At 71.2% G+C, this 18723-nt stretch carries 21 protein-coding genes and 1 pseudogene; 2 read left to right on the top strand and 20 right to left on the bottom strand.

Features of this window, described 5'->3' with window-relative positions; genetic code table 11:
- Positions 1 to 141: 141 nt before the first annotated feature.
- The 3 genes from pyrH to rpsB form a co-directional block, all read right to left on the bottom strand.
- Positions 142 to 909, bottom strand: coding sequence for a UMP kinase (pyrH, locus tag ACFWVV_RS03650; protein WP_384344550.1), 768 nt, complete (start codon positions 907 to 909; stop codon positions 142 to 144).
- Positions 910 to 1088: 179 nt separating this feature from the next.
- On the bottom strand, positions 1089 to 1925 hold the full coding sequence (tsf, locus tag ACFWVV_RS03645) for a translation elongation factor Ts (RefSeq protein WP_384344547.1): 837 nt from the start codon (positions 1923 to 1925) through the stop codon (positions 1089 to 1091).
- A 161-nt stretch (positions 1926 to 2086) separates the two neighbouring features.
- Positions 2087 to 3010: a 30S ribosomal protein S2 gene (gene rpsB, locus ACFWVV_RS03640; protein WP_384344543.1), complete on the bottom strand. Its 924-nt coding sequence runs from the start codon at positions 3008 to 3010 to the stop codon at positions 2087 to 2089.
- Positions 3011 to 3316: 306 nt separating this feature from the next.
- On the opposite strand from rpsB, the gene ACFWVV_RS03635 reads away from it, so the two are divergent.
- Positions 3317 to 4189, top strand: a complete 873-nt coding sequence (locus ACFWVV_RS03635) for a murein hydrolase activator EnvC family protein (RefSeq protein WP_384344540.1) — start codon at positions 3317 to 3319, stop codon at positions 4187 to 4189.
- On the opposite strand, the gene ACFWVV_RS03630 is transcribed toward ACFWVV_RS03635, so the two are convergent.
- From ACFWVV_RS03630 to ACFWVV_RS03550, 17 genes and pseudogenes are all read right to left on the bottom strand, one after another.
- A complete protein-coding gene (locus tag ACFWVV_RS03630) occupies positions 4158 to 4718 on the bottom strand; it encodes a TetR/AcrR family transcriptional regulator (protein ID WP_384344664.1) in 561 nt (186 codons plus the stop codon). The genes ACFWVV_RS03635 and ACFWVV_RS03630 overlap by 32 nt on opposite strands.
- 109 nt (positions 4719 to 4827) lie before the next feature.
- Entirely contained in the window at positions 4828 to 5664 is an 837-nt protein-coding gene (gene whiG, locus ACFWVV_RS03625) for an RNA polymerase sigma factor WhiG (RefSeq protein WP_384344537.1), read from the bottom strand.
- 258 nt (positions 5665 to 5922) lie between these two features.
- A complete protein-coding gene (gene dprA, locus ACFWVV_RS03620; RefSeq protein ID WP_384344534.1) occupies positions 5923 to 7116 on the bottom strand; it encodes a DNA-processing protein DprA in 1194 nt (397 codons plus the stop codon).
- The gene (locus ACFWVV_RS03615) at positions 7113 to 8756 is read right to left on the bottom strand and encodes a YifB family Mg chelatase-like AAA ATPase (RefSeq protein WP_384344531.1); all 1644 of its coding nucleotides are present in this window, start codon (positions 8754 to 8756) and stop codon (positions 7113 to 7115) included. Before ACFWVV_RS03615 ends, dprA begins: the two co-directional genes overlap by 4 nt.
- Positions 8756 to 9142 carry a YraN family protein gene (locus tag ACFWVV_RS03610; RefSeq protein WP_384344528.1) on the bottom strand — a complete coding sequence of 129 codons (387 nt, stop codon included), beginning with the start codon at positions 9140 to 9142 and terminating at the stop codon, positions 8756 to 8758. Before ACFWVV_RS03610 ends, ACFWVV_RS03615 begins: the two co-directional genes overlap by 1 nt.
- Positions 9143 to 9225: 83 nt before the next feature.
- Entirely contained in the window at positions 9226 to 9534 is a 309-nt protein-coding gene (locus ACFWVV_RS03605) for a DUF2469 domain-containing protein (RefSeq protein WP_185034425.1), read from the bottom strand.
- A 55-nt stretch (positions 9535 to 9589) separates the two neighbouring features.
- Complete coding sequence (locus ACFWVV_RS03600) at positions 9590 to 10147, bottom strand: NUDIX hydrolase (RefSeq protein WP_384344662.1); 558 nt, start codon at positions 10145 to 10147, stop codon at positions 9590 to 9592.
- A 5-nt stretch (positions 10148 to 10152) separates the two neighbouring features.
- Positions 10153 to 10887 carry a signal peptidase I gene (gene lepB / locus ACFWVV_RS03595; RefSeq protein WP_384344525.1) on the bottom strand — a complete coding sequence of 245 codons (735 nt, stop codon included), beginning with the start codon at positions 10885 to 10887 and terminating at the stop codon, positions 10153 to 10155.
- Positions 10888 to 10932: 45 nt separating this feature from the next.
- A complete protein-coding gene (gene lepB, locus ACFWVV_RS03590; RefSeq protein WP_384344522.1) occupies positions 10933 to 11850 on the bottom strand; it encodes a signal peptidase I in 918 nt (305 codons plus the stop codon).
- A 166-nt stretch (positions 11851 to 12016) separates the two neighbouring features.
- Positions 12017 to 13102 (bottom strand): annotated as a pseudogene (gene lepB / locus ACFWVV_RS03585) (signal peptidase I); the annotation flags it as partial.
- Positions 13095 to 13865 (bottom strand): signal peptidase I, encoded by a 771-nt coding sequence (lepB, locus tag ACFWVV_RS03580; RefSeq protein WP_384344519.1) that lies wholly within the window; start codon positions 13863 to 13865, stop codon positions 13095 to 13097. The gene lepB (ACFWVV_RS03580) and the pseudogene lepB (ACFWVV_RS03585), both read right to left, overlap by 8 nt.
- Positions 13866 to 13909: 44 nt before the next feature.
- On the bottom strand, positions 13910 to 14260 hold the full coding sequence (gene rplS / locus ACFWVV_RS03575; protein ID WP_384344517.1) for a 50S ribosomal protein L19: 351 nt from the start codon (positions 14258 to 14260) through the stop codon (positions 13910 to 13912).
- 129 nt (positions 14261 to 14389) lie between these two features.
- Entirely contained in the window at positions 14390 to 15211 is an 822-nt protein-coding gene (trmD, locus tag ACFWVV_RS03570; RefSeq protein ID WP_384344514.1) for a tRNA (guanosine(37)-N1)-methyltransferase TrmD, read from the bottom strand.
- Positions 15211 to 15816, bottom strand: a complete 606-nt coding sequence (gene rimM, locus ACFWVV_RS03565; RefSeq protein WP_384344511.1) for a ribosome maturation factor RimM — start codon at positions 15814 to 15816, stop codon at positions 15211 to 15213. The genes trmD and rimM overlap by 1 nt, the downstream gene beginning before the upstream one ends.
- A 153-nt stretch (positions 15817 to 15969) precedes the next feature.
- On the bottom strand, positions 15970 to 16209 hold the full coding sequence (locus ACFWVV_RS03560; protein ID WP_384344508.1) for an RNA-binding protein: 240 nt from the start codon (positions 16207 to 16209) through the stop codon (positions 15970 to 15972).
- A 2-nt stretch (positions 16210 to 16211) separates the two neighbouring features.
- Positions 16212 to 16652: a 30S ribosomal protein S16 gene (rpsP, locus tag ACFWVV_RS03555; RefSeq protein ID WP_384344505.1), complete on the bottom strand. Its 441-nt coding sequence runs from the start codon at positions 16650 to 16652 to the stop codon at positions 16212 to 16214.
- Positions 16653 to 16841: 189 nt separating this feature from the next.
- The gene (locus ACFWVV_RS03550; RefSeq protein ID WP_384344502.1) at positions 16842 to 17435 is read right to left on the bottom strand and encodes a hypothetical protein; all 594 of its coding nucleotides are present in this window, start codon (positions 17433 to 17435) and stop codon (positions 16842 to 16844) included.
- Between the two features lie 398 nt (positions 17436 to 17833).
- Between ACFWVV_RS03550 and ACFWVV_RS03545 the strand changes: the two genes are divergently transcribed.
- Positions 17834 to 18688, top strand: coding sequence for an SAM-dependent methyltransferase (locus ACFWVV_RS03545; protein WP_384344499.1), 855 nt, complete (start codon positions 17834 to 17836; stop codon positions 18686 to 18688).
- Positions 18689 to 18723: the final 35 nt, after the last annotated feature.

The following is an 18723-nucleotide window of genomic DNA, read 5'->3' as shown; positions in this document are numbered from 1 at the left end:
CACGCCGAAACGGCTCGAACCGAACAGCTCGAACCGGGAATCACGGACCTGCTGCTTGCGTGCGTCTTCTCCTGCACGGTGTCCGACCGGCAGGACATTGTCCATCCCCCGGCCAGGCCGGGGGCACGAACCCGAAACCGGTCAGGCGCGGGTGCCCTGCGCGTTGACGAGCGTGCCGATCTTCTCACCCTTGACCGCCCGGGCGATATTGCCCGCGGCCAGGAGCTCGAAGACCAGGATCGGCAGGTCGTTGTCGCGGCACAGCGTGATGGCGGTGGCGTCGGCGACCTTGAGGTCGCGGGACAGCACCTCGCTGTACTCCAGCGCGTCGAACTTGACCGCCGCCGGGTTCTTCTTGGGGTCGGAGTCGTAAACCCCGTCGACCCCGTTCTTGCCCATGAGCAGGGCTTCCGCGTCGATCTCCAGGGCGCGCTGGGCGGCCGTGGTGTCGGTGGAGAAGTACGGCATGCCCATGCCCGCGCCGAAGATCACGACGCGGCCCTTCTCCAGGTGCCGTACGGCGCGCAGCGGGATGTAAGGCTCCGCGACCTGGCCCATGGTGATGGCGGTCTGGACGCGGGAGTCGATGCCCTCCTTCTCCAGGAAGTCCTGGAGTGCGAGGCAGTTCATGACGGTGCCGAGCATGCCCATGTAGTCGGAGCGGGCCCGGTCCATGCCGCGCTGCTGGAGTTCGGCACCGCGGAAGAAGTTGCCGCCGCCGATGACGACCGCGACCTCTGCTCCGTCCCGGACGACCGCGGCGATCTCGCGGGCGATGGCGTGCACGACGTCGGGGTCGACGCCGAGGGCACCGCCGCCGGCGAACGCCTCGCCGGACAGCTTCAGCATGAAGCGTCCGGTCTTCTTGCCGTTGTCGATGGACTGGTTGGCGTCCGCGCCCTGATTCATGGGGTTTCTCCTCGTGCACATACGAAGAAGGCCATTGCCGGTGGAACTTTGCGGTTCCCTCTGCGGCAATGGCCTCCTCGTCAGATCTGCGGCCTTACGGCGCGTGCGCCGGGCGGCTGCATGAGACCCTAGCCGGGTCTGGCGATGTTCGCGTTACGTCGACGGGTCGGCGTACGGACTCAGATGCCGACCTTGATGCGCGTGAAGCGCTTCAGGGTGACACCGGCCTCGTCCAGGACCTTCTGGACGGACTTCTTGTTGTCCAGCGCGTACGGCTGGCCGAGGAGGGTGGCCTCCTTGAAGAAGCCGTTGACGCGACCCTCGACGATCTTCGGGAGGGCGGCCTCGGGCTTGCCCTCGGCGCGGGTGGTCTCCTCGGCGACGCGGCGCTCGGCCTCGACGACGTCGGCGGGGACGTCGCCCTTGTCGAGGTACTTCGGCGCGAAGGCGGCGATGTGCTGGGCGATGCCACGGGCCAGGTCGGCGTCGGCCTTGTCCAGCTCGACCAGAACACCGATCTGCGGGGGCAGGTCGGGCATGGTGCGGTGCATGTACGCGGTCACGTAGGCGCCGGTGTACTGGGCGAAGCGCTCCAGGACGATCTTCTCGCCCAGGTTGGCGTTGGCCTCGTCGACGTACGCCTGCACGGTCTTGCCGGCCTCGATCTCGGAGGCGAGCAGAGCGGAGAGGTCGGCCGGCGAGGTCGCGGCGACGTGCGCGGCGAGCTGGTTGGCGACGGCCTGGAACTTCTCGCCCTTGGCGACGAAGTCGGTCTCGCACTTGAGCTCGACGATGACACCGGAGGTGTTGTCGTCGGCGATCAGGGAGACGACGGCGCCGTTCTCGGCCGAACGGCCCTCGCGCTTGGCGACGCCCTTCTGGCCCTTGATACGGAGGGCTTCGACGGCCTTGTCGACGCTGCCTTCGGCCTCGTCGAGGGCCTTCTTGCAGTCCATCATGCCGGCGCCGGTGAGCTCGCGGAGCTTCTTGACGTCAGCGGCGGTGTAGTTCGCCATGAGTCTGTGAATCTCTTCTCGGAAGTCGTGATCTACGAGTGTGGATCGACCGGAGTCAAGGATCGACGCGTCGTGATCTACGTGATCTACGGGTGAACGGCGGGGGCGGGGCGCCTGGTGGCGCACCCTCCCCCGCCGTCGGTCAGCCGTTAAGGGCTGGGTCAGGCCTGCTCGGCGTCCGCGGCCGGAGCCTCGGCAGCGGCCTCGGCCGGCTTCTCGGCCTCGGCGGCCGGAGCCTCGTCGGCGGCCGGGGCAGCCTCGGCGGCCGGGGCCTCGGCGTCGGCGGCCGGAGCCTCGTCAGCCTTCTTGTCGCCCTCGAGCAGGTCGCGCTCCCACTCGGCGAGCGGCTCACCGGCGGCCTTGTCGCCCGGCTTGGAGTCGCCCGTGGCGGCACCGGAACGGGCGATGAGGCCCTCGGCGACGGCGTCGGCGATCACGCGGGTGAGCAGGGTGACGGAGCGGATCGCGTCGTCGTTGCCCGGAATCTTGTAGTCGACCTCGTCGGGGTCGCAGTTGGTGTCGAGGATCGCGACGACCGGGATGCGGAGCTTGCGCGCCTCACCGACGGCGATGTGCTCCTTCTTGGTGTCGACGATCCAGACGGCGCTGGGAACCTTCGACATCTCGCGGATACCGCCGAGGGTCTTCTCCAGCTTGGCCTTCTCGCGCGAGAGAACGAGGAGCTCCTTCTTGGTGAGGCCCGACGCGGCCACGTCCTCGAAGTCGATGAGCTCCAGCTCCTTCAGGCGCTGGAGGCGCTTGTAGACGGTGGAGAAGTTGGTGAGCATGCCACCGAGCCAGCGCTGGTTGACGTAGGGCATGCCCACGCGCGTCGCCTGCTCGGCGATGGCCTCCTGGGCCTGCTTCTTCGTACCGACGAACATGATGGAACCGCCGTGGGCGACGGTCTCCTTCACGAACTCGTAGGCGCGGTCGATGTACGACAGCGACTGCAGGAGGTCGATGATGTAGATGCCGTTGCGCTCCGTGAAGATGAAACGCTTCATCTTCGGGTTCCAACGACGGGTCTGGTGACCGAAGTGGACGCCGCTTTCCAGCAGCTCCCGCATCGTGACGACGGCCATGGCCGTACTCCTTGAGGTACTCGGTTATCACTTCCGCCGGACGGCGGTCGCGCCTGACGTCCCTCGCGCCGTGCCCATGGGGTCACAAGACCCCTGAGGACCGAGCGGCGCTGCCACTGACCGCAGAGTGGGTGGTGGCGGGACGTGCGAAGTCGACCCGGTGACCCGGATCGCCACAAGAAGTGTACGGGACCGGCACAGTGCCGGGTGACGGTGTTGTCCACAACCCCGCGGCCGTCCACAGGAACGGTCCATGATCCCCGCGGGCGCCCCGGGTGCGGGACTGTTCCGGTCATGTACCGACTGATGAGCGCAGCGTTGTTCTTCCTGGTGGCCGCCGTGCTGCCGACGGTGTCCGCGGGGGCGGCGGAGGTACCGAAGGGGTCCGCGGGGGAGGCCGAAGTGCCGGGCGGCCGTGCCTGGCCGGTAGGCCGTGGGCCGGCTGTCGTACGGGGCTGGGAGCCGCCGCCGTCCGCGTACGCGGCCGGGCACCGGGGCGTGGACCTGGCCGCCCGGGCCGGCCAGGAGGTACGGGCGGCGGCGCCGGGCCGCATCTCGTTCGCGGGCCCGGTTGCCGGTCGCGGGGTGCTGACGGTCACGCTGGACGGGAGCGGGGATCCCCCGTTGCGCACGACGTACGAGCCGGTGCGCGCCGTGGTGGCCGAGGGCGCGCGAGTGACGGCCGGGCAGGTGGTGGCGGTGCTGGAGCCGGGGGCGTACCACTGCCCGGCGACGAGCTGTCTGCACTGGGGGCTGCGGCGGGGCACCGCCTACCTGGACCCGCTGTCACTGCTGCCGCCCGGCCTGCTGCACAAGGGGCCGCCCCGGCTGCTGCCGGTGTACGGAGTACCGCCGCCGGACCCGCGCGGGACCTCGGGGCCGGGCGGGGCGCCGGGGGCGGGCGGGGCAGCCGGGGCGTCGGAGAGGAGCGGGGTGCTGCGCGGGGCGAAGGCCGCCGCACTCGTCCCGGACGCGCTGCACGGGCTGGCCCTGACAGCGGCGACGGTGCTGGCCTACGCCCTGCGCAGGCGGGAGCCGCGGAGGCGGACCCGGTGGCGGCCACAACGGTGGCCGCAGGGTCGGCCCGGAAAGGCGGAGCCCGGTGGCGGCAGGGTCGGCCGCGCAGGCGCAACCGGTGGCGGCAGGGTCAGCCGCGGACGCCCCGCAGTGCCATCGTGACGGCGGCCTCGGTGATGAGGCCGGGTTCCTCGGCGGCCCCGCCGAGCTCCAGGCGGCGTACGGCGGCGTCGACGACGCCCTGCAGCATCATGGCCGCGAGCCGGGGCTGTGCGTGGCCCAGCTCGCGCAGGGCGTCACCGATCATCATGACCAGCCCGCCGTGCGCGGCCCTGATCTTCTCCCGGGCCCCGGCGTCCAGCTCGCTCGCGGAGATCGCGACGACAGCGCGGTGGCGGCGGTCCCCGACCAGCACCAGTTGCTGGCGTACGTACGCCTCGATCTTGCCTTCGGCGGTGTCCGCCGCAGCCATCGCGTTCTCGACCTCGGCAGCCCAGACGGGGAAGTCGACGGCGCACAGTTCCTCGACGACCGCGCCCCGGGAGCGGAAGTACTCGTAGACCGAGGAGCGGGCCAGGCCCGTGCGCTCGGCGAGGGCGGGGAAGGTCAGCGCCTCCGTACCGCCTTCGGACAGGAGGGAGCGTGCAGCGTCCAGCAGGGCACTGCGCTGCATCATCCGGTGCTCGGCCACGGAGGCCGCTCGAATCCTTGGCACGGGTTCCACTCTACGGATGTGCGCCCGGGATGACGACGGGTACACCCGGCAGGGACGATTCAGCGCTTCCGCGGGGCCCGGCCGGTCACCGGCCGACGTCGGCCAGTTTGGCCCTGAGCTGCAGCACCGACTTGGTGTGGATCTGGCTGACCCGGCTCTCCGTGACGCCGAGCACATTGCCGATCTCGGCGAGGGTGAGGCCCTCGTAGTAGTAGAGGGTGATCACGGTCTTCTCCCGCTCGGGGAGGGTGTTGATGGACCGGGCGAGCAGCCGGCGCAGTTCGCGGTCCTCGGCGACCTCGACCGGGTTGTCGGCGCTGGTGTCCTCCAGCGTCTCCATCAGGCTGAGCCGGTCGCCGCCCTCACCGCCGGCGTGCAGCAGCTCTTCGAGGGCGACGACGTTGGCCAGTGACAACTGGCTGAAGACGGCGTGCAGTTCCTCGACGGCGATGCCCATCTCGGCGGCGACCTCGCCCTCGGAGGGGGTGCGCCGCAGCTGCGCCTCCAGGGTGGCGTACGCACGCTCGACGGCCTTGGCCTTCTGCCGTACCGAGCGGGGGATCCAGTCGAGGGCGCGCAGTTCGTCGATCATCGCGCCGCGGATGCGGGTGATGGCGTACGTCTCGAACTTGATGGAGCGCTCGATGTCGAACTTCTCGATGGCGTCGATCAGCCCGAAGACTCCGGAGGACACGAAGTCCGCCTGCTCGACGTTGGAGGGCAGCCCCACGCTGACCCGGCCCGCGACGTACTTCACCAGCGGCGAGTAGTGCAGGATCAGCTGCTCCCGCAGCCGCTCGTCGCCCGTGGTCTTGTACGACCGCCACAGCTCGTCCACGGACGAGGGCGCCGGGGGCCGTACGGGGCCACGGGCAGCGGGGGGAGCTGCCGCGCGGTCAGACCCGGAGGTGTGCTGGGGCATGCGTTGCCTTGAGCCGTTCTGCTGTGATGTGAGGGGGACTTGATGCCGTGGGTGATGCCTGAGCGGGGCGAAATCCTTGCGAGCGTAGCGTGACTGGGTCGTCGCAGTGCGCGCAGGATATGACATGAAGCCCTCCGGTTGACGCCCCCGGACCACGCCCCCGCCCACGGGCCGCTGCCGCACAGGGCAGCTCCCCCCGGGCTTCGGCGCTCGAATCACAGGACATCGTCCTTAAGCTTTTCATTCGGATGCCCCTGGTCAAGCACCGCCTCGCCGGGCGTGTACCGCGCGTACGGCGCTTGACGCCAACTTCCAGTCGTCGCCGTGACGTTCGACGAACCCCAGGGAGTGCAGTTCGTACAGCCTGGCGAGTGCCTCGTCCCCGGTCGTCCCCGCCTCGCGCGCGACGCTCCGCGTGTCGGTTGCCGTGCGGGCGGGCAGTGCCTCCAGGACGCGGACGGCGACGGGGTCGAGCAGGTCCCTGGGCAGGACGGGTCCGCGCCGGGCCGGGGCGAGGTCCCCCATCTCCCCGACGAGTTCGACGATTTCGGCCGCGTCGGTGACCAGTACTCCCTCTCCCCGGAGGAGTTCGTGCACCCCGGCCGAGAGCCCGCTGGTGACCGGCCCGGGGACACCCATGGTGAAGCGTCCCAGGCGTTGTGCGCCGCGGGCGGTGACGAGCGATCCGCTGCGGTACTCGGCCTCCACGACGACGGTGCCCCGGGTGAGCGCGGCGATGACCCTGTTGCGCAGCACGAACCTGCTCGGCGTCGGGTGGCTGCCCGGCGGCAACTCTCCGACCAGCAGTCCCTGTTCGGCGATGCGGGAGATCAACTCGGCGTGGCCGCGGGGATAGACGGTGTCGATGCCGCAGGCCAGTACGGCAATGGTCGCCCCGCCCGCGGCGAGCACCCCGCGATGGGCGGCCCCGTCGACCCCGTACGCGGCCCCGGACGCCACCACCCAGCCGCGCTCGGCGAGGCCCGCTCCGAGGGTCGCCGCCATGTGGGAGCCGTACGGGGTGCAGGCGCGGGCTCCGACGACGGCGACGGAGCGCAGTGCCCAGATCCGCAGGCTGGGCCGGCCCCGCACCCAGAGGGCGACGGGCCTGGCGTCCCCGAGGTCGTCCAGCTGGCTGGGCCACTCCTCGTCCCCCGGGCACACCAGCCGGCCGGCCACCGCGGCCGCCGCCGCCAGGTACCGGGCCCCGTCGGCGCCCGCCGCCCTGTTCCGGACTCCGGCGAGCCGTTTCGCGCTGACCCCCGACAGGGCATCGGCCGCTCCGGGGGCGGGCGCGGTGAGCCGTCGCAGCAGTTCCACAGGACCGTACTCGCGCAGCCAGCGCCCGCCCGTCTCGTCCCCCGGCTCGATGATCCCGGTCAGGGCCGCCCGGGCCAGCCGCTCCGCCTCGCTCACGCGCCCCCGCCCCGCACCGGCCCCGTCCCCGCTCACCCCGCGCCTCCGCCCACCAGCACGCCGCTCCCGCCCAGCCGTGCCTTGATCGCACCCCGGTCGACACCGGTCCGCAGCTGGAGCGCGATCTCCAGGTCGCCCTCGTCGGGCCGCTCGTTTCCGGCGAGGTCCGCGACGGTCCAGGCGACGCGCAGCACCCGGTCGAAGCCGCGCGCGGTCAGCAGCCCCCGGTCCATGTCCCGTTCGGCGGTGGCGAGCGCGCCGGGCAGCGCCTGCCAGCGGGTACGCAGTTCATGGCCCGGCACCTCGCTGTTGTGGGTCCAGGGGGTGCCCGCCAGCCGGAGCGCGGCCCGCTCCCTCGCGGCCCGCACCCGGGCGGCGACCTCGGCGGTGCTCTCGCCGCGGCGGCCCCGCCCCATCAGGTCGGCGCGCTGCACCGCTTCGACCCTGACCTTGAGGTCGACCCGGTCGATCAGCGGGCCCGAGAGCCGCGCCTGGTAGCGCCGGACCGTGGCCGCTCCGCAGTCGCACGCGGCCTCCTTGGAGCCGTGCCGTCCGCACGGGCACGGGTTGGCCGCCAGCACCATGAGGAAGCGGGCCGGCAGCCGCACCACTCCCGCGCTGCGCGCCACCACCACATGACCGGACTCCAGCGGCTGCCGCAGCGAATCGAGTGCCTTCGCAGTGAATTCCGGCGCCTCGTCCATGAAGAGGATCCCCCGGTGCGCCAGCGAGACCGCCCCGGGCCTCGGCAGCCCGTTGCCCCCGCCGATCAAGGACTGCATCGTCGCGGAGTGGTGCGGAGCGCAGTACGGCGCCCGGGTGACCAGCGGTTCGCCGGGCGGCAGGATGCCCGCCACCGAGTGCACCGCGGTGACTTCGAGGGACTCCTGCCGGCTCAGCGGGGGCAGCAGCCCGGGCAGCCGTTCCGCGAGCATGGTCTTGCCCGCCCCCGGCGGGCCGTACAGCAGCAGGTGGTGGCCGCCCGCCGCAGCGACCTCCAGGGCGAACCGGGACACCTCCTGTCCGCCCACGTCCGCCAGGTCCGGTCCGTCGTCCGCGCGGTCCGCCGACAGGCCGGTGCCCGCTCCCGCGCCGGGCACCATCAGCCCGGCCAGCATGGCATCGGGGCGTCCCTCGTCCGCCGGTTCCTCCTCCGGCACCTCCTCCCCGGCGAGCACGGCGATCAGCTGGCGCAGGCTGCGGACGCCGAGCACCGAGATGCCGGGCACCAGCGCGGCCTCCGCCGCGCACTGTTCGGGCACCACCACCTGCCGGTACCCGGCCTCGGCGGCGGCCAGCACTGCGGGGAGGATGCCGCGCACCGGTCTGACCCTGCCGTCCAGCCCGAGCTCCCCGACCATCACGAGATCGGCGATCTCCCGGGGGTCGATCCGCTCGGCCGCACCCAGCACGGCGACCGCGACGGCCAAGTCGAAACCGCTGCCGCTCTTGGGCACCGAGGCCGGGCTCAGCCCCACGGTCAGCTTCTTCTGCGGCCAGGCCACATCGGAGTTGACCACCGCCGCCCGCACCCGGTCCTTGCTCTCGAACAGGCTCTTGTCGGGCAGGCCCACCAGGGCGAAGGCGGCGAGCCCCGGCTCCAGGTCGGCCTGCACCTCGACCACCACGCCCTCGACGCCGACCAGCGCCACCGAACACGTACGCGCGAACCCCATCAGGCCACCCCCCGCGCGTGCTCCACGACCGGGGAGCCCCGTCGGGGCAGGGTGACGCCCACGAGGTCGATCCGGGCGCCGCCGGGCGGCGGACCGCCGTGCTCGTGCAGCCAGAGTTCGGCCAGGGCGCGCAGCCGCCGCGCCTTGCGCGGCGGGACGGCTGCCATGGGGTGCTGGAAGGGGCTGGTGCGGCGGGTCTTGACCTCGCAGACGACGACCGCGTCCCCGTCCCTGGCCACGATGTCGATCTCGCCCGCCCGGCAGCGCCAGTTGCGCTCCAGTACGGACATCCCGGTTTCGGTCACCCAGCGGGCCGCCAGATCCTCGCCGTACCGGCCGAGGCTGCCGCGGGCGGCGTGCGCCGTTCGTTCATTCTTCGCGTTCATTCGGTTCCACCTCCGGAACCGAATGTGACGCAATACCCGCGAACTAGTGGATCTTGGTGGACAACTCCACCCTTGTGGAAAACTCAGCCACCCGGAAGTTCCAGATCGCTCTTGTTGAGCTCCTCCACATTGACGTCCTTGAACGTGAGGACCCGCACCTGCTTGACGAACCTGGCGGGCCGGTACATGTCCCAGACCCACGCGTCCGCCATCGATACTTCGAAAAACACCTCGCCCTGGACCGAGTGCACCTGCATCTCGTAGTCGTTGGTGAGGTAGAAGCGCCGTTCGGTCTCGATCACATATTTGAACAGACCGACGACATCGCGGTACTCCCGGTAGAGCTTCAGCTCCATCTCGGTCTCGTACTTCTCGAGGTCCTCGGCGCTCATGGCATGTTCCCCTTCAGCCGTGCGTCCCCCTATTGTGCGCCAGCCCCGTTCGCCCCTATGCGAATTCCGGGGCCAGGACGATCGGCGTACTCGGAGGACCCTCGTCGAGCAGCGTGCGCAGCAACTCGGCGAGCCTGGTCGGGTACACCGTCTCACGCGTCGCGAGCAGTGCGGCGGAGGACCACCACCGCAGACCCGCGACGCTGCGCCGCTCCAGCTCCGTCAGCCCGGTCAGCACCGTCGCGGTCTGCTGCGTACGCGCCAAATAGAACCATTCGTCCTGGTCCCAGCGCCGTCCGTCGAAGGGGAAGGAGCACTGACGCCGCCACAGCACGGGGCCGAGCTCGACGTCCGTGATCCCGGTTTCCTCCGCGAGTTCGCGCAGTGCCGCCTCCGCCCAGGTCTCCTCGCCCTCCAGGCCGCCGCCCGGCGTGAACCACCACTTGCGGCCCGGGTCCGCGGGCTCGAAGCCGTGCATCAGCAGAATGCGGTCCTCGGGGTCGAGCAGGACCACCCGCGCGACCCTCCGCCGCTCCGGCGTCTCCCCTGCCGCTCCCGCCTCGCCGGACGGCCGCGTCTCCCCCGCGGGCCCGGGGCCGTCGGAGTTCCCCACCGTGCTCACACCCGCACCTTCCTTCGTCCGCCCAGCTTCGACAACGGCCCGTACGCGGCCCCGCCGAAGATCAGCAGTGCTCCCACCACGGCCGCCGTCACCACCGGCTTCACCGGGCCCGGCTCGGAGACGCCTCCGGGCAGTTCCGCGAAGGGGCGCGGCCGCTCCAGTACGCCGCCGACCGGCCAGGCGACGGCGTCCACCCGGGCCTCCACCGCGGAGACCGGGACCGTGCCCTTGCCGGCTTCCATGAGGTGCCCGCGGGAGTCCACCGAGGTACGCCGCTCGTCGCCGAGGAGGAAGAGCCGGCCCTCGGGGACCGTGGCGCTGAAGGGCTGCCCGGCGGTGTCCGCCTGCGCGCGCAGATACGGCTCCTCCAGGGGCTTCCCGTTGAGGAGCAGCCGGCTGCGCGCGTCACAGCAGACGATCCTGTCGCCACCGACCCCGACCACCCGCTTCACCATCGGCATCGCGCCCCACGTCCGGTCGGTGAAGACCACCACGTCCCCGCGCCGCACCTGCTCGCCGGCCATCCGCTCGGCGAGCACCCGGTCCCCGGCCTTGATCGACGGAGTCATCGAGTCGGAAGGCACCGTGTACGGCTTGTACACCACCGCACCCCAGGCGAAGCCGCCGAGGAAGAGCACACAGCCGACGGCCACGGCCAGCCCCGACAGCACAGTGCCGAGGCGGCCGCGGCCGTCTGCGTTACGTATCGACGTACGTCCTGCTTCGCCCATCCCGGCGCTCCCCCTGTTCGGAGATCAACGATCTGGGACGGCACCCTACCCGTCGGTACGCCGGGCGGTCAGCTTCCTGCGGCGCCAGAGCACCAGCGGAACCGCACCGGCCAGGCCGAGCGCTCCTGGGGCCGCCGAAGCGGCTCCAGCGGTGGCGCTCGCGAGACCGGGCTGGTCGAAGGTGTCCGGTACGGGCAGCGTGGCCCAGCGGCTGATCGGCCAGGCCACCACGATGGCCCGTCCGACGACCTCCTCGTTGTCGACCATGCCGCCACCCTTGATGTCCTGGTGGTAGCGGGAGTCGAGCGAGTTCTTCCGGTTGTCGCCCATCACCCAGATCTTGCCGTCCGGCACCTTCAGCGGGCCGAACGGCTTGTCGTCGCACGGGGCGCCCTTCGGCGCGATGTACGACTTGTCGTCGAGCGCGTGGCCGTTGACCTTGACCGAGCTGCCGGCCTTGCACTCCACCGTGTCACCGCCGATGGCGACGACCCGCTTGATCAGGTCCTTGTCCTCCGTGGACGGCATCAGACCGATCCAGCTGAGGAACGTCTGCACGGCGTTGGGCTCGGCCACCTTGGTGTCGAGGAGCCAGCCGCCCGGGTCGTGGAAGACGACGACCTCGCCGCGCTCCGGCTCCGAGCCGAACCACGGGGTCAGCTTGTCGACCAGGACGCGGTCGCCCTTCTGGAGGGTCTCCTGCATCGATTCCGACGGGATCGAGAAGGCCTGCACCAGGAACGTCTTGATCAGCAGCGCGAGAACCAGCGCGATACCGATCAGCAGGGGCAGTTCCTTCCAGAACGACCGCTGCTTGCGCGCGCCCGAGCCTCCGCCGTCGTCGGTGCCGAGGTCGTCGTGGCTGCCCCCGTGGCCACCGCCGTCGTGGCTGCCCCCGTGGCCGCCACCCTGGCCGCCGCCGTCGTGGCCACCGCCCTGCGGGCCGTTGTCCGAGTCGCTCACCGTTTCACCATTCGTCTGCTCCGTCGCCGCACCCGTGGAAGCCGCACCCGTGGAAGCCGCACCCGTGGAAGCCGCACCCGTGGAACCGGCACCCGTCGGAGCGGAACCCGTGGGGACCGCACCCGCGGAAGCCGCGCCCGTGGGGACCGCACCCGCAGCGGACCTCTCCGGCGGAAGCGGACCCGCGCCACCGGGCGGGGAGAGCGCACCGCGCTGCCCGGGATCGGGATTCTCCTCGGAACCGCCGTGCCCGGACCGGGCCCCGACCGCCACATCCCCCACGTCCACTCCTCACTCCGTGCCGCCGCCCGCGCCGTCAGGACGCGGACCCACCACTCCCATAACGAGCGGGAGTTCCCCTGGGCTCGGGAGTAGGACCTCATCGATCCTGGGACGCCACCCTATTCGACGGCTCCCCCACGGCTGCCGCCCCGGCGCGCGGCTCCGAAATCCGGGCGAACGTCTCGGGCACCTCCAGCTTGCGCCAGCGCCCGATGGGCCAGCCGATGACGAAGGCCCGGCCGAGGACACCCTCTTCCGCGACCGTTCCCTGGTGCTTTTCGTCCAGGTGGTAGCGGGAATCGGCAGAATCCGACCGATGGTCTCCCATGACGAAGATCCGGCCCTCGGGCACCTTCACCTCGAACGGAATCCTGGAGGGCCGGTCGCTCGGAAAGACATAGGGTTCACTGAGCGGCACGCCGTTGACGGTGACCTGACCATTCTTGTCGCAGCACTTCACCGTGTCGCCGCCGACCGCGATCACCCTCTTGATGAGGTCCTGCTCGTCCGCCGACGGCAGCAGCCCGATCCAGGTCAGCCCCTCCTTGACCTGCTTGATCCCCACCGGATCGGGCTTCGGCGGCTTCTTCTCGTGCTCCAGCCAGCCGCCGGGGTCCCGGAAGACGACGACCTCGCCGCGCTCGGGACGGGACCCGAACCACGGGGTCAGCTTGTCCACCAGAACCCGGTCGCCGATCCGGATCGTCTGCTCCATCGAGCCCGACGGGATCACGAACGCCTGCACCAGGAACGTCTTCAGTACGAGCGCGATGAGCAGCGCCACGACGACGAGGACGGGTATCTCCTTGATCGCGGACCTGCGCCTGCGCCGCTTGACCCGCCGGGCCAGCTTGCGCCGCTCGGCCCTCCCGTGCCCCGTGGAGGCCCGGGGCGCGGTGGGTCTGCTGCCCGTCGGCAGCGGTGACTCCTCCGGCGTGCTCTGCGTCCGGCCCCGCCCGCGGTTACCCATGGGAGGCGGCCGGCGCAGTGACGCCGGTGAAGGCGTCGGAATGCTCCAGCGAACTCCACCGGCCGAACGGCCAGCCGATCCAGTCCGCCCTGCCGATCACCCGGTCCAGCGGCACCATGCCGCCGCCCGGACTGCCCAGGTGGTCGCGGGAGTCGCGGGAGCGCGAGCGGTGGTCGCCGAGCATCCACAGCGTCCCGTCGGGCACGACGATGTCGAAGGGCACCCGGGAGGGGGGATTGCCCGGATACAGATAGGGCTCCGTCACGCTCGTCCCGTTCACCTGGATCCTCCCCCGCCTGTCGCAGCAGACCACCCGGTCGCCGCCCACGCCCACCACCCGCTTCACGAAGTCCGTCTCGGCGGGCTCCGCGAGTCCGAGCGCCGATCCGGCCCAGTGCAGCGCGCCCGTCACGGGGTTGACCGCGGGCCCCTCCCGTACGAACGAACCCGTCCCGTCGAAGACCACCACGTCGCCGCGGCGCGGCTCGGCCCCGAAACGGTACGCCAGCTTGTTCACCAGCACCCGGTCGCCGACTTGGAGGGCGGGCTGCATCGACGCACTGGGGATGAGGAAGGGCTGCACCACGAAGCCACTGAGCAACAGCAGGAACGCGAGGAATCCGAAGGCAAGCAGCAGCGGCCGCCGCCCGGGGGAACCGGCGGAGCCCGGAAAACGCGCGGAGCGCGACCGCTGCGCCGGCCCCTGCGAAGGGGCGGGCGAGCGGTCGCGCTCCGTGTGCTGTGCGGCTGCCTCGGTGTCCATCGGGTCCGAGCCTATCCGGCAGGGCCCGGGCACCTGGGGCTCGATCAGTAGTCGCGCTTCGACTTGATCTTCGCGGCCTTGCCGCGCAGCTCGCGCAGGTAGTACAGCTTCGCGCGACGGACGTCACCGCGGGTCACGACCTCGATCTTCTCGTAGATCGGGGAGTTCACCGGGAAGGTGCGCTCGACGCCGACGGAGAAGGAGACCTTGCGGACCGTGAAGGTCTCGCGGACGCCCGCACCCTGGCGGCGGATGACAACACCCTTGAACTGCTGCACACGGGAGCGGTTGCCTTCGATGACGCGCACGTGCACGTTGACGGTGTCACCGGGGCGGAAGGCCGGGACGTCGCTGCGGATCGAGGCAGCGTCGAGGGCGTCGAGCAGGTGAGACATGTGGGTCTGCTTTCTTCGCTGATGCCACAGGTCATCAGCGGCATATCGGAGATGAAGAGGAGTGCTGACCGCGTCCGGCGTACGTCGTTCCCCCTGTGGCAGGGGCGTACGCGGACGGACAACAACGACCTATTCTTCCACGGCGTCGGGGCTCGGCCCAAATCGGCCGTCGGGGCCCGGCCGCCAGCCCAGGATGGAGAGCATCTCCCGGTCCTTCTTGTCGAAGGCGGCGGGGTCGGTCCGCTCGACCAGATCGGGCCGGTGGGCGGTCGTCCGGCGCAGTGCCTCGTCCCGCCGCCAGCGCGCGATCTTCCCGTGGTGCCCGCTGAGCAGCACTTCGGGAATGGTGCGGCCGCGCCACTCGGGGGGCTTGGTGTAGACGGGGCCTTCCAGGAGGTTGGCCATGGCACCCGGCGCGAAGGAGTCGTCCTGGTGGGACTCGGCGTTGCCGAGGACCCCGGGCAGCAGCCGGGCGACCGCCTCGGTGATCACCAGGACCGCCGCCTCGCCGCCGGCCAGCACGTAGTCCCCGATGGAGACCTCGTACACCGGCATCCGCGTCGCGTACTCGTCCATGACGCGGCGGTCGATGCCCTCGTAGCGGGCGGGCGCGAAGACCAGCCAGGGGCGTGCCGACAGTTCGACGGCGAGCTCCTGGGTGAAGGGGCGGCCGCTGGGGGTGGGGACGACCATCACCGGGCCGTGGGCTCCCGCCTCGTACCCGTCGGCGAGCGCCTGGTCCACGCACGCGCCCCACGGGTCGGGCTTCATGACCATGCCGGGACCGCCGCCGTAGGGGGTGTCGTCGACGGTGTTGTGGCGGTCGTACGTCCACTCGCGCAGGTCGTGCACCTGGACGTCGAGGACGCCACGCGCGCGTGCCTTGCCGACCAGGGAGACGTTCAGCGGTTCGAGGTACTCGGGAAAGATCGTGACGACGTCGAGCCGCATCAGGCCTTGGCCTCCGGCCCGGCGGCGTCCTCGTCCGCGTGCTCTTCTGCGTGCGCGTCTTCTTCCGCGTCCCTGGTGGAGACCACGATCGCCTGGCTGTCGTCGATCAGGCCAGGCGGCGGGTCGATGACCGCGCGCTGCTCCTCCAGGTCGATGGAGAGGACGATCTCCTCCACGAAGGGGATCATCACCTCGCTGCCGTCCTCGCGCTCCACGATGAACAGGTCCTGCGACGGCAGGTGGGTGATCTCGGTGATCCGGCCGATCTCCGTACCGTCGGCGAGCACCACGTCGAGGTCGACCAGCTGGTGGTCGTAGAACTCCTCCGGGTCCTCGGGCCGCTCCTCGGGGTCCACGTCGGAGATCAGGAGGGTGTTGCGCAGGGCCTCGGCCCCGGTGCGGTCCTTGACGCCCTCGAAGCGCAGCAGCAGCCGCCCGCTGTGCACCCGGCCGGTCTCGACGGTCAGCGGGCCCACACCTGCGGGGTCCGTGGTCAGTACGGTGCCGGGCCCGAGCCGCAGCTCCGGCTCGTCCGTGCGCACCTCGACGGTGACCTCGCCCTTGATTCCGTGGGCGCGGCCGATCCGCGCGACTACCAGCTGCACTCTCGTTCTCTCCTGTCCGTACCTGTTCTCGTACCCGTGTGTACGACTGTGCTGCGACGTGGCTCCCCGGCGGTAAAGGCCCGGTGGAACGACAACGGGCCGGGGCGGGCCTCAGCCCTCCCCGGCCCCTGCCGGTAATGCTCTACTGCATGCTCAGTGAGCGGCGTCCACGTCGACGAGGTCGACACGGATTCCACGGCCACCGATGGCTCCCACGACGGTACGCAGGGCGCGGGCGGTACGGCCGTTGCGGCCGATCACCTTGCCGAGGTCGTCGGGGTGCACCCGGACCTCAAGGACACGTCCACGACGCAGGGTGCGCGAGGCGACCTGCACGTCGTCGGGGTTGTCCACGATGCCCTTCACGAGGTGCTCAAGAGCCTCCTCGAGCATGCTCAGGCCTCGGTCGACTCGGCAGCGGCGTCAGCCGGGGCCTCGTCCGCCTTCTTGTCGGCCTTCTTCGCCTTCGGGGTGATGGCCTCGCCCTTGGCGTCGCCACCCTCGAGAGCCTTCGCGAAGGCCTCGAACGAAGCGCGCTTGTCTTCCTTGGCGGCCGGCTGCAGCAGCGGCGCCGGGGCCGGAAGGCCCTTGTGCGCCTGCCAGTCACCGGTGAGCTTCAGGATGGCGAGGACGGCGTCGGTCGGCTGGGCGCCGACGGACAGCCAGTACTGCGCACGCTCGGCGTTGACCTCGATGCGCGAGGGGTTCTGCACCGGGTGGTACAGGCCGATCTCTTCGAGGGCCCGACCGTCACGGCGCACCCGCGCGTCGGCGACGACGATGCGGTAGTGGGGCGAACGGATCTTGCCAAGGCGCTTCAGCTTGATCTTGAGCACTGGAGTGTTCTCTCCTGGAATTGACGTGGTTGGGCACAACGGGATGCCACGTGGGGTTGCGGTACTCGTAAGTGCCCGATGGACGCGTCAGCCGGAGGAGAGAGGGGTCCTGTGCGGCTGTCGAGTACAGCTGTCCATTGTGCCACACACCTGCGACGCGCCGTTCCCCGGCCGAGGCTCTTCGGCGCCTCAGCTAGCGGCGGCCACCACGTCCGGGATGCGGAACGGCTTTCCGCAGCCGCCGCACACGATCGGGGCCTGGGCCAGCACCGAGGGGACCACGCGCACATTGCGCCCGCAGTCGCAGACGGCCTTGACCCGGACCCCTCCGCCGGAGGACCCGTGCCGGGCGGCCGGGCCGCGGAAGGAGCGCTTGGTGTCCGCGGCGGTGGCGACCGTGTGTGCCTTGAGGGCGCGGGTCAGCCGCTCGATCGTGGGACGGTAGCGGCGCTTGGCCTCGGAATTGAGGGCGACCAGGGAGAATCCGCTGCTGGGATGCGGCTCCTCCGGGTGGTCGAGACCCAGCTCCTCGGCGATCGCCAGGAATCTGCGGTTGTGGTAGCGGCCGGCACGCGAGGTGTCACGGACACCGCGGGCTGCGGCGATTCCGTGCACTGCCTCGTGCAGCAGTCGTTCGAAGGAGAGAGCCACGCCGCAGGCGGACGATGACTCTCCGATCAGGGACTCGGGCGCGGCAAGATCGGGCAGCTCGGGGTGGTACCGCTGGATGTCGGCCCACGCCTGCGCCAGCTCTGCGGCGAGGACAGGTGGTGTCGTGCTCACGACGTGACAACGAGCCGGAGGGCCCCCGTGTTCCTATTCCGGGGCATCCCAAATAATTTGCACGTACCAGTCAGTTCCCGCTGATGCTTCGCGACGAGGGCAAGTGCGCCGATCCGGGGAGCCCCCGTGCGGCCTCCGCCGCCCCAAGACGTATCCCCGCGTACCCGGACCGTCCGGACCGTACGGCGCAGACACCGTACGGCCGGACGCGGTAGGGGACGTACGCGGGGCACCGGCCGGGGGCGCGACAGCCGGGTGAGCGAGCAATTGCCGTGACGCCCCCTGGACTTGGGCACGGTTGCGCAGTTCCCTGACAGAGGGGGAGTGCCGACGCGCACACAGCACGGGGGTTGCCATGCACAGCACGACCGACCTCTCGGCGGATTGGGGCGCTTTCGATGACACCAACGCTCGTCCAGCACCACCCGAGCGCGGCCTCGGCTCCCACGGGCACACGCGCGCGTGACTGGGCCGAGATCCAGGAACGGATGCTGGTTCCGCTCTACGACGCGGTGTACGAGCGGCTCGAGGTAGGCCCTGCCACCCGGCTGCTCGGCCTCGACTGCGGCGCGGGGCTCGCCCTGTTCGTCGCGGCCTCGCGGGGTGCGCGGGTCGCCGGGGTCGACACCGACCTCGCGCGGCTCGCGCTGGCCCGGACCCGGCTCCGCACCGGCGGGGCACCCGGGGCGCAGACGGAAGGCCGGGACGCGGGGGCGGCCGTGGTCCGCGGCGGGCCGTCCGCCGCCGCGGACACCGACGCCGCTCCGTACAACCTGGTGACCGCCTTCGAGCCGATCGGCTGCGCGGCCGGCGACACCGACGGCCTGACGCCCGCGCTGAGCGAGGCGGTGGCGCTGGTGGGTCGCGGCAGCGCGGTCGTACTGACCGGCTGGGGTCCGCCGGAGCGCTGCGCCACCTCGGCGGTGCTGCGGGTGGCGTCCCGGCTGACGGACACGCTGCGCACCTCCGGCGGGTGGCGGCCCACGCTGCGCGACGATCTGGAGGACGTGGCCGCCCGGGCCGGCCTCACACCGGACGGGTCGGGGCGGGTGGCCTGCCCCTTCGGATACGGCGACATGGACAGCGCGGTGCGGGGCCTGCTGTCGACCGGCCTCTACGACGCGGCGGTACGGGCCACGGACCCTGCCCAGGTGGAGAAGGAGCTGGTGGAGGCCCTGCATCCGCATCTGCGGGCCGACGGCACGGTCTGGATGCCGAACGTCTTCCGCTACTTGATCGCCCGCAAGCCGTAGGGACTCGGCGGCCGACGGCGGGCGGCGGCACGGTA

It is taken from the genome of Streptomyces sp. NPDC058663, assembly GCF_042716745.1.
In the GTDB taxonomy this organism is placed as follows: domain Bacteria; phylum Actinomycetota; class Actinomycetes; order Streptomycetales; family Streptomycetaceae; genus Streptomyces.
This window is presented reverse-complemented; position numbering and strand designations above follow the sequence as displayed.